8 protein-coding genes and 2 pseudogenes are annotated in these 9,368 nt (G+C 40.5%); 3 read left to right on the top strand and 7 right to left on the bottom strand.

The features are described 5' to 3' along the window. Positions 1-451, top strand: a pseudogene (locus tag E7Z79_RS08235) (hypothetical protein); the annotation flags it as partial. On the opposite strand, the gene E7Z79_RS08230 reads toward E7Z79_RS08235, so the two are convergent. From E7Z79_RS08230 to metG, 5 genes are read right to left on the bottom strand one after another with little or no spacing between them, the layout of a single operon-like run. Then, complete coding sequence (locus E7Z79_RS08230) at positions 430-1,101, bottom strand: 2,5-diamino-6-(ribosylamino)-4(3H)-pyrimidinone 5'-phosphate reductase (RefSeq protein ID WP_303739477.1); 672 nt, start codon at positions 1,099-1,101, stop codon at positions 430-432. The pseudogene E7Z79_RS08235 and the gene E7Z79_RS08230 sit on opposite strands and share 22 nt — an antisense overlap. A gap of 8 nt (positions 1,102-1,109) precedes the next feature. After that, positions 1,110-2,123 carry a glycosyltransferase 4 family protein gene (locus tag E7Z79_RS08225; protein WP_303739476.1) on the bottom strand — a complete coding sequence of 338 codons (1,014 nt, stop codon included), beginning with the start codon at positions 2,121-2,123 and terminating at the stop codon, positions 1,110-1,112. A 45-nt stretch (positions 2,124-2,168) separates the two neighbouring features. Continuing rightward, positions 2,169-2,633, bottom strand: a complete 465-nt coding sequence (locus E7Z79_RS08220) for a hypothetical protein (protein ID WP_303739475.1) — start codon at positions 2,631-2,633, stop codon at positions 2,169-2,171. A gap of 4 nt (positions 2,634-2,637) precedes the next feature. Next, a complete protein-coding gene (locus E7Z79_RS08215; RefSeq protein ID WP_303739474.1) occupies positions 2,638-4,215 on the bottom strand; it encodes a DUF530 domain-containing protein in 1,578 nt (525 codons plus the stop codon). 10 nt (positions 4,216-4,225) lie between these two features. Beyond that, positions 4,226-6,214: a methionine--tRNA ligase gene (gene metG / locus E7Z79_RS08210; RefSeq protein ID WP_303739473.1), complete on the bottom strand. Its 1,989-nt coding sequence runs from the start codon at positions 6,212-6,214 to the stop codon at positions 4,226-4,228. Positions 6,215-6,431: 217 nt separating this feature from the next. Here metG and priL point away from each other — a divergent pair, with 217 nt between their 5' ends. After that, complete coding sequence (gene priL, locus E7Z79_RS08205) at positions 6,432-7,763, top strand: DNA primase large subunit PriL (RefSeq protein WP_303739472.1); 1,332 nt, start codon at positions 6,432-6,434, stop codon at positions 7,761-7,763. A gap of 6 nt (positions 7,764-7,769) precedes the next feature. On the opposite strand, the gene E7Z79_RS08200 is transcribed toward priL, so the two are convergent. Both E7Z79_RS08200 and E7Z79_RS08195 read right to left on the bottom strand, forming a co-directional pair. Then, a complete protein-coding gene (locus E7Z79_RS08200; RefSeq protein WP_303739471.1) occupies positions 7,770-8,456 on the bottom strand; it encodes a type II CAAX prenyl endopeptidase Rce1 family protein in 687 nt (228 codons plus the stop codon). Between the two features lie 8 nt (positions 8,457-8,464). After that, complete coding sequence (locus tag E7Z79_RS08195; RefSeq protein WP_303739470.1) at positions 8,465-8,980, bottom strand: hypothetical protein; 516 nt, start codon at positions 8,978-8,980, stop codon at positions 8,465-8,467. A gap of 97 nt (positions 8,981-9,077) precedes the next feature. On the opposite strand from E7Z79_RS08195, the pseudogene E7Z79_RS08190 reads away from it, so the two are divergent. After that, positions 9,078-9,368, top strand: a pseudogene (locus tag E7Z79_RS08190) (DNA primase catalytic subunit PriS); the annotation flags it as partial.

The following is a 9,368-nucleotide window of genomic DNA, read 5'->3' as shown; positions in this document are numbered from 1 at the left end:
GCTTGGTCCCTTTGGAGCCATTTTCGGCCTGATATATCCGGTGCTGATCTGGTCAAGGGTTCTTTTAAAAAAGCATACTCTGTCCCAGGCAATCTGCGGAGGGGTTCAGGGATTCTTTTTAACAGTCATTGAGATGTATCTCTTCATGTACATTCTAAACCTGCCGGTAATGAACCTTGTGGGATTATATGAATCAATCTTATACATTTTGGCTATTATCATGACTCCTGTGCTTTTAGGTCTTTTAAGCTATGTAAAAACAGGAAATCCGTTAAGGATATTCATAATCGGAGAAATAATTTTGCTTGTGCTTTTCTTTGCCCTGACGCCTACAGAGGTATTTCTGATATTTGTCATGACCACACTGGCATCAGTATTGATAAGCATTTATGCAGGTGATGATTTCATATGGCATAAGATAATATCCGGTCAGTCATTCAAGACCTTATAATTTAAAATGAAGTCCTTATCTAATGGATAGTAATCAATCAACTCCAACTTTACTGATTCGTCCATTGTATTAAATCCATCTCCATCGAAAAATGTCTTTGCATTGGCACCGCCAACTACCATTGGCGCCACACAAATGCTGATTTCATCAATCAGTCCGGCCTTTATCATTGAAAAATTAAGTGTCGCACCGCCTTCAAGCATCAGCTTTTCGATGCCTTCCTCATGAAGATAGTTCATCAGCGCCTTCAGGTCAACCCTTTTGTCGCCTGAAAAGAAGAACTTCACGCCACGTTCCTTCAATGTCTTATATGTATCTGTTTTCATGAACTCTTCCTTGTATTCATTGGCGCCAGCTATTATTGTCTTTGCATCATCGTTTGTAATCCTTGCATCAGAAGGGGTTCTGCATTTGCTGTCGACAACCACCCTCACGGGATTGTCCTCAGGCTTTGCATCAATCTTGTGAACGGTAAGTCTTGGATCGTCCGCAAGGACTGTTCCAATGCCGACCATTATGCCGTCGCATTCCTTTCTTATCTCATGAACCCTTTCAAGGTCCTTTTTTCCGGAAATGTTGGAACTGCCTGATGCGGTAGCAATTTTACCGTCCAATGTCATTGCGGCATTCAATATTACATAAGGTCTCATACAATCACCTATATATGATAGAACATTTCCTTGATTTGCAGGAAGTTCACAAGCGTCTGATTTTCAAGCATTCCAGGCATCACCAAAGCAACAGCTATTCCTAAAGCTCCGAAGAATATCCCTATTGCCCAGATTATCTTAACTGCATCCTTTTCTGCAATAGGCCTTCTTAAAACCAGTCTTATCAAAGACTTGAAGCCCTGTTCCGGACGGACAAGTTTTCCTTCATCATTCAGCTGTGTCGGCTTTTGCTGCTGTCTGTTCATGACTCCGGCTGAATAGAACTTCAATGCAGCATCGATGATGTTAGGCATAAGCACGATGAATGCAATCAATTTTACCCTACCTATAAATGCAATGCACACAACGGCTGCCCCGATGATGAGTGTACCGGTATCCCCAGGGAAGATCTTTGCAGGATATCTGTTGAAGTACAGAAATGCAATCAATGCACCGAGCATACTCATTGAAATGATTGTAACGTCATATTTGCCCAAAATGATACATGCTATTGTAAGTGAAGTCATTGAAATGACACCCAAACCTGATTCGATACCGTTCAAACCGGCAAGCATGTTGGTCAGGTTGGATCCTATCGACAATGCAATAGGGATGGTAATCAAGTACAAAAGACCTACATTAGGCGGTGCAGCCCATATCAGTGGAAGGCCTGCAAGAAAGAGCAGGAAGAACTTTTCCTTTGATGAGAGTGCAAGCAGATCATCAACAATTCCTATCATTCCTACAAGCAGGATAACGACCAGAACAATCACCAATGGAAATGTCAGGATATCGTGCATGTATATTCCTGAAAACATTCCTATAATGAAACCGAACAATATTCCAAATCCTCCCATTTCGGCAACGACCGGTCTCCAGGATTTATGTATGTCCTTTCCGACAATGTCTGCCGCTTCGAGCTTGGAAATTATTTTCGGCATTGTCAATCTTGTTACCGCAAAAGACAATAAGCCACAGATTATTGCAATTGCATATAATGGAAGTTGGGGTAAAATCATCATAATGTAATATATCTTATTACTGATTAAAATAATTAATCATAACAATTATTTTTTGTTGAGGATATAGTATACGCTTCTCAAAGGAATGTCCAACATTTCGGAAATTTCCTTTGCGGTCAATCCTTCCTCTTTCAGTTGTTTGATTTTGGTGTGGTCATGTTTCCTTTTTCTGTTGTCAAAATTAGTTTTGCTTTTTTTAAGCAGATAGTAAACACGGCTGAGTGGAATTTCAAGCCTTTGTGAAATCTGTCTTGCGCTCAGACCTTCATTGGAAAGTTTAGCTACATAAAACTCGATGTCGTTGCTTCTTGATTTGGCTCCCCAATTGTACTTTGTTCTGACCTCAATGTCCAGATTCTTCAGTGCTTCGATATATTTTTCTGGGGTTCTCTTATATACGCTGGGAGCACATGTTATCTCCTGAAGGTTTGGATACTCATCCATCAAATCCACAATTATTGAAAATGATAATGCCTTAGTGATATGAATTGTTGTTACTTTTTCATCCATAATATCACTTTTTTAACATTTCAACGAACTGCTGGGATCTGTCGCTTTTCGGATTCCTGATCTGGTTTATATGCTTGATTTCCTTATTGATTCTTGATTCGTTTATGTTGAATGCATAGCTTATGCTTTCAAGCTCGATTTCAGAGTTCTGATTAATCAATGCGGCACCCAGTGCAACATGGTTGAACTTGATGCGGGAATTGTGCATTTCCTTTTCGAACTTGAACTTTTCATATAGAAGCAGGTCCATTTCAGGAATCGGGATAATCTTGATGTCGGTGAATTCCTTGAGAATCTCAATGACCTTATCGTATGTGTTCTGGAAGGCCTTTCTCTGTTCACGGTCAAGCTCCACTCGTATATATGGAAACGGTCCCAGATTGATTTTTCTGGCATTGTTTGAGGTTGTCATGTAATATCTGAACATGTCCCATACAATGAGGGTGTATGCGATGTTCTGGAATATGTTCCTGTAGATGTTTTCCCTGACCTTTATGTCACGCCTGAGAGACCGGGTAATGTTTCCGAACCTGTCGATATAGTTAAGGCTTCTGAATCTCTTTTCGATTTCGGATTTTCTCCATGCTTCTATCGCATCATGGTCATATTCATCAATGAAATCAGGCCTCTTGTTTTCATATTCCTCAAGGATTTCATCATACTTGTTAATCCTTTTGAAATCAGTCAGGTTACGCTTCAATATGTCGTCTTCAATTTCAGTTATTATTTTCTGGGCATAACCGACATAAGCCAGTGCTATTGCGGTTCTAGCATGATTGTCGTCAATGATTGCCGGTTTTGTCCTGTTGAACTTTATGTCCTCTATGCGCACATTTCTACCATACCGGTTTCTTGCCTCTTCCTCATAATTGTCAACATATTCGGAGCCTAATGTTATGCGTTTTCGAATCTGACGGTTGTTTTCATCCTTGAATCTGATTACAAGGGTTATTGTCTTGACGTGACCCTTTCGCTCCTGCTTCAGGATGTTCAAAACCTGCTTGTATGATTCCCTTGCATACTGTGACAGTTCACTCTTCAGAACCATATAGTTTCCGGAAAGTGGCAGGTAAGGTATTATATCAAGCCTGTGAGTAAGTTCCTTGTTTATCTTAAATGAAAATGATTTACTTTTGCAGCGGCATTGGCCTTCATTGTCTTTAAATTCACTCATTGAATATTTCTTATAGCATGAGTTGCATTTCACATATCCGAACTGCTCAAGATTTCCAAGTGCAATCATATGTGAGTCAATGGCTGATTTCACACGGTCCAGGATGTTTTTTTTGGCGTTGGCTATATTCCTGAATATCTTGTTATGGCGGCTGGTTTCCCGTATCTCATCGGCAGGCACTTCGCCCAAAGTCTTTGTTCCGTATTTGCTTAGGGATGTGAATGGTGTGGTGTACCCCTGTCGGTCCATGTCTTTCCTTAACTTCTGCAAATAGTTTAATCTGTCATCTAGTTTAAAGTAAAGATTCTTGAAGGATTCAAACTCTTCAATGTCATCCAGACTGATTGAATCCTCTGCAATCTCTTTTAAGTAGTTCTCGGCTTTGTTGACTAGGACAGATTCAGGCATTTTAATCTATTTATTGAATTCTTTCGCCTACTTCAGCATTTTCATCAGGACTTAGTAGTGCTCCTGATGCTCCGGTTGCCAAAATCATACCTTCTGATAATGTTCCGAATAGCTTTGCAGGCTGAAGGTTGGCGACTACACATACTTTTCTTCCGATTAAATCTTCTGCATCATAGAATTTTGCTAATCCCGCAACAATCTGTCTAGGCTTTTCCTCACCCAGGTCGACCTGCAGCTTCAATAACTTGTCGGACTTTTCGATTTTTTCAGCCTCTTTAACTTCTCCTATCTTTATTACAAATTCATCAAATTGATCTATTGTCACTAAATCACTCATGTTATCATCCTCATTTTCAGTTAGGTTTTCTTTAAGTTTTGCCTTTTGGGCTTCAATTTCCTTATCTTCAATCTTTTTGAATAATGGCTTTGCCTTGTTTATCTCATGGCCGGATTCCAGGAAAATCTTTGCATCCTCCCATTTGTCAAGTGAACCGAGGTTCATTATTTTAGCAATCCTGTCCGCTTTTGATGGAAGGAAAGGTTTTAGGGTGTAAGCTAATGTTTTAGCTAATTGATTAGATAAGTATAAGCAGTTTGCGGCCTTTTGAGGATCTTCTTTAATTGCCTTCCATGGTTCCGCATCATTGAAGTATTTATTTCCTTTCTTGGCCACCTTGAATATTTCAAGAAGGGCTTCCCTGAATTCGTAATCAGCTATATATGCACCTGCACTGTCCGGAAGCTCTTCGATTGCCTTTCTGAATTCCTCATCCTCTTCTGTCGGATTCACATATTCAGGTATTCTGCTGTCGAATTGCTTTTTGGTGAATACGAATGTCCTGTGCAGGAAGTTTCCTATCACGTCAGCCAGCTCGTCATTGTTTCTTCTCTGGAAGTCATCCCATGAGAAGTCTGAGTCCCTGTTGAGGGGAGCGTTTATTGTCAGGTAGTATCTGAGCAGGTCCGGCTCATAGTCCTTTACGAAATCGGCTATCCATATGACCCAGTTCTTGCTGGTTGACATCTTTTCGCCTTCAAGGGAAAGGAATTCTCCTGCATATATCATGTCAGGAAGCTTGCAGCCGTATGCCTTCAGCAGTCCCGGCCAGAATATTGAATGGTGGTAAATGATGTCCTTTCCGATGAAATGAACCACATAATCGTTCCAGTACTCTTCCCATTTCTTGCCTGAGACCTTTGACCATTGGCTTGCGGAGGATATGTATCCGAGAAAAGCCTCAATCCATACATATAACACCTTGCCTTTTGCCTCATCCAACGGCACAGGTATTCCCCAGTCCATGTCACGGGTCAGAATCCAATCGGTCAGTCCTTCATTGAGCCAGTTTGTTGCATAGTTCTTTACGTTTGCAGGAAGATTGTCATTTGTTGAGATATATTCCTTAAGAGCATCCTCAAGCTCTGAAAGCTTGAATGCATACTGGAAGGTGTCCTTGATAATCGGTGTGGTTCCGCAGGTAATGCAGTGTGGCTCGTCCAGTTCGGTTGGATTCAGGGCCTTTCCGCATTTTTCGCAGTGGTCTCCTCTTGCTTCGGAACCGCAGACAGGACATAATCCTTCAACGTATCTGTCCGGAAGGAACTTGTTACAGTTAGGACAGTATAATTGCTGGATGTCTTCCCTGTAGATGTATCCATTGTCATATAATGATTTGAAGAAGTTTTGAGCCAGCTCGTAGTGGGCTTCATCTGTGGTCCTTGTGAAATTGTCCAGTGATATGTTCATTGACTCCACGTCTTTTACAATCATATCGTGGTATCTTTTTGATATCTCTATCGGCTTTTTCTTTTCTTTGTCTGCCTTAACTGCAATTGGAGTTCCATGTTCATCGGTTGCACAGACCATAAGCACATCATTGCCGATCATCCTGTTGTATCTTGCATAGATATCCGCAGGAAGGTATGTTGAGCGTATATGGCCCAAATGACATGGTCCATTTGCGTAAGGAAGTGCGCATGAAATAAAAATCTTTGACATTTATCTAATCCCCTTATCTATTTTAAACATAGTATAATTATGTTGCTCATATATTATAATAGTTATTTTTTAACAGTGTTATTTAATAAGAAAATTAGATTTAAACATAAAAATGAAATTTTTTAATATTGCATCAATTGTCAGAATATGAACCGGAAACAATATTGACTTTAAAAATAGGTTAGCTATTTAAAACATAAAATAAAGAGTTAAAAGCATGGCAGAAGTTTCATTCATAAATCCACTATCCGATGAGGGAAGACTGATTATCAGGGAATACGGAGATTTGAATCAGATATTCGATGAGAACGAATCACTTATAGACATATGCATCCGCACAACCAACCAGAAGTTTTCAGACGACTCCCTGATACCAAAATCATTGTATGACCTATGCATGAAACGGATGCTCTGGGCAATCGAGAAAAAGAACAACACCAACTTCACACAGGCCGAATTCGAATACCTCACCAATCAGGACATCTATGCCCATGATGTGGTGACCTACCATATACTGTGCCAGGCAATCGCCATACAGTTCAACCTCGGCTCACGTGAAACAAGACTCTTCATCGAATCCCAGGGAACACTTATTTTAGAAAAGCTTTCAAAAATCCCGCCAATGTCAAGGGCAGAAATCATCGACGAAGTGCTTGACGAGGTAAAAGTCGACGGTGCAATCACCTGGAAATCCCTAAGCGAGGTCATTGCAACCAAAAAGCTCAAGCTTACCGATTTGCTGATAGATCAGGGGGACATAGTTCTCCAGCAGGATGATTTCCTCTACCGTTTCGGCGATGAGTTCACAGACAGAAGCCCTGAGAGGATGTACAACATACTGATAGGAGACAGCGTCAAGGAACAGATTCTTTCAAGGCTGATAATGCAGAAGACCGAGGAATACATTGCGCGCATCAAGGAAATGTCAGCAAGGGTTGAAATGCATCCTGCAATCATTAAAATCGGAGAGGATTTGAAGGAATTCATACCTGAGGAAATCAGCAAATACAACAAGTACTATGCAGGAAGCGGAGGAATATACGGAACAGTCGAGGCCGGAAAACTTAACCCTAAAGCCTTCCCGCCATGCATCAAGGCGACAGTCGAGGGAGTCTCATCAGGTGGACGTAACGATGCAATAGTATTGCTTTTAACATCATTTGCATCATATGCAAGGCTCTATCCTAGAATTTTCGCATCAGATGAGACCGTAAAGGTATCAGACATGGATCCAGATTTATCAATCACTGAAAATGAGATATTGCCATTGATTTTTGATGCCGCAGACAACTGTACACCTCCATTATTCGACGACCAACCTCAGGAAAAAATCAACATCATATCAAAACTGGGCTTCGGCATGCATGAAAGGGTAGACATCAACCATGAAGGGGAAACCAAATGGTACACACCTATGAGCTGCGAGAAAATAAAGATACACCTGCCGAACCTTTGCCATCCGGACAAGTCCTGCAAGGGAATAAACAATCCGCTGTCTTGCTACGGACGAAAAAAATTCCAGCTGGACAAGGAAGCTCCTAAGGAATAGCTTAAATCAAATAGCGAACAATCCGTACAGTGCCATTATTAAAATAAATGCATCAGTCATCAGATGGGATATGTATGATGCAAAGAGATTTTTGGTTTTCAGATATACATAGAGATGGCTTAGTGAACCCCATCCCTGAATCAAAAGCACTGATATTAAGGAAATGCCCGGTTCCAAATGCATTAAACCAAAAATGATTAATGTAACTGCAGATGATACTATAATTGATAATCTGCGATTTGATGTGTATTTAAAGAAAACCCTCAGCAAAAGCATCAATGGAATGAACTTTATCAGTTCTTCAGCCATCATGGAAAATATAAGTGTGACGATTGGAACAATTTCCGCATCGGCACTTCCTGTGCTGGCCAGGCCGCTTGCATCCAAAAGATTGCTCATAATTAATGAATATATGAAATATGCTATAAACATCAGCACTGCAAGTATCAGTTCGTCTTTTGTAGGCTTTTTAAAGAACAGTGAATAGTTCCAATTGGAAAAATAAAGCAATGGAATAAGCATTATCAAAAGGAAAAATATGCTTCCAACAATATCATTCGTTAATGAGCTAACAAAAACATTAGCAAAAAAGGAAACCGGAATGCTGATCAATAAAACAAGCCACCCTATTTTTGACATCCTCGGATTTTCATTGTAAAATGGAAAATCCCTGTTTTCATCAAAACTCAACATAATATGGCCTACAGACTTGATTGGGAAAACTCGAATGGATTGTGGTTTTCGTAAATGGCATCATAATACTTGTTCAGAATCTTGGATTCCCACATGTTGTAGTTTCCCTGTTCTCTCTTTTCGAAGTTATATGCAAGAACGCCGATGGTCCTTTCATACTCGTCAATGCCCTTCATTTCACAGAATTCAGTTATGATGTCCGGAATGTATTCGCAGGGGTCATTGCTGCTGAACTCCAGAAACTCATCATATTCATGTTTTGAAAAGAAGTCTTCCTCACTGACTGGAGTCTCATGAGAATCGATGGTGAACAGTTCGATGTATATATTGTCATGAAGAGGAAGATCATTAAAATCAATGCCCAGACCATAGACATTTCCGTTTTCAAGGTTCAGTACTGTATGGCCTGTCTTGATGCCTCCCATCCAATTGTCGTATGCCGGCTTCACTATCTCTTCGGGTGTCAGTCCTGAAAGTACGGTCTTTAGATGCTCCACTCCGATTACTTCAACAATCTCTTCCATATGCATATTATATCCGTCATGATTAATATAATATGTGAAAAATCACCGATGCACATTTGGCGAATAAATAAATACTTTATGGAATATAACTATTATTATGTTTTCCAAGGCTACAATAAAGGAGCGAAGGCAGTACTACCGTGAGGAATGGGACCCGAAGGACCTTCCAGATTTCATATCAAAAGACATCAAGAAAAGGGAATTCGGATTTGACCACAACGGACGCGGACCTAACGACAGGTACAAGGTCTTTGGAGGAACTGAAGCATTGCGCAAATTCCTAAGATACAAGGCACCTTTTGCAGCCTATATTTCAGTTGCATTCTACAACAACCCCCGCCGTCGTGAAGACTGGCTTAAGGCGGAATACATTTTTGATGTTGACGCA

The organism is Methanobrevibacter thaueri (genome assembly GCF_015062905.1).
Taxonomy (GTDB): Archaea; Methanobacteriota; Methanobacteria; order Methanobacteriales; family Methanobacteriaceae; genus Methanocatella; species Methanocatella thaueri_A.
The sequence above is the reverse complement of the archived record's forward strand: the minus strand, read 5'-3'. Positions and strand labels throughout refer to the sequence as shown.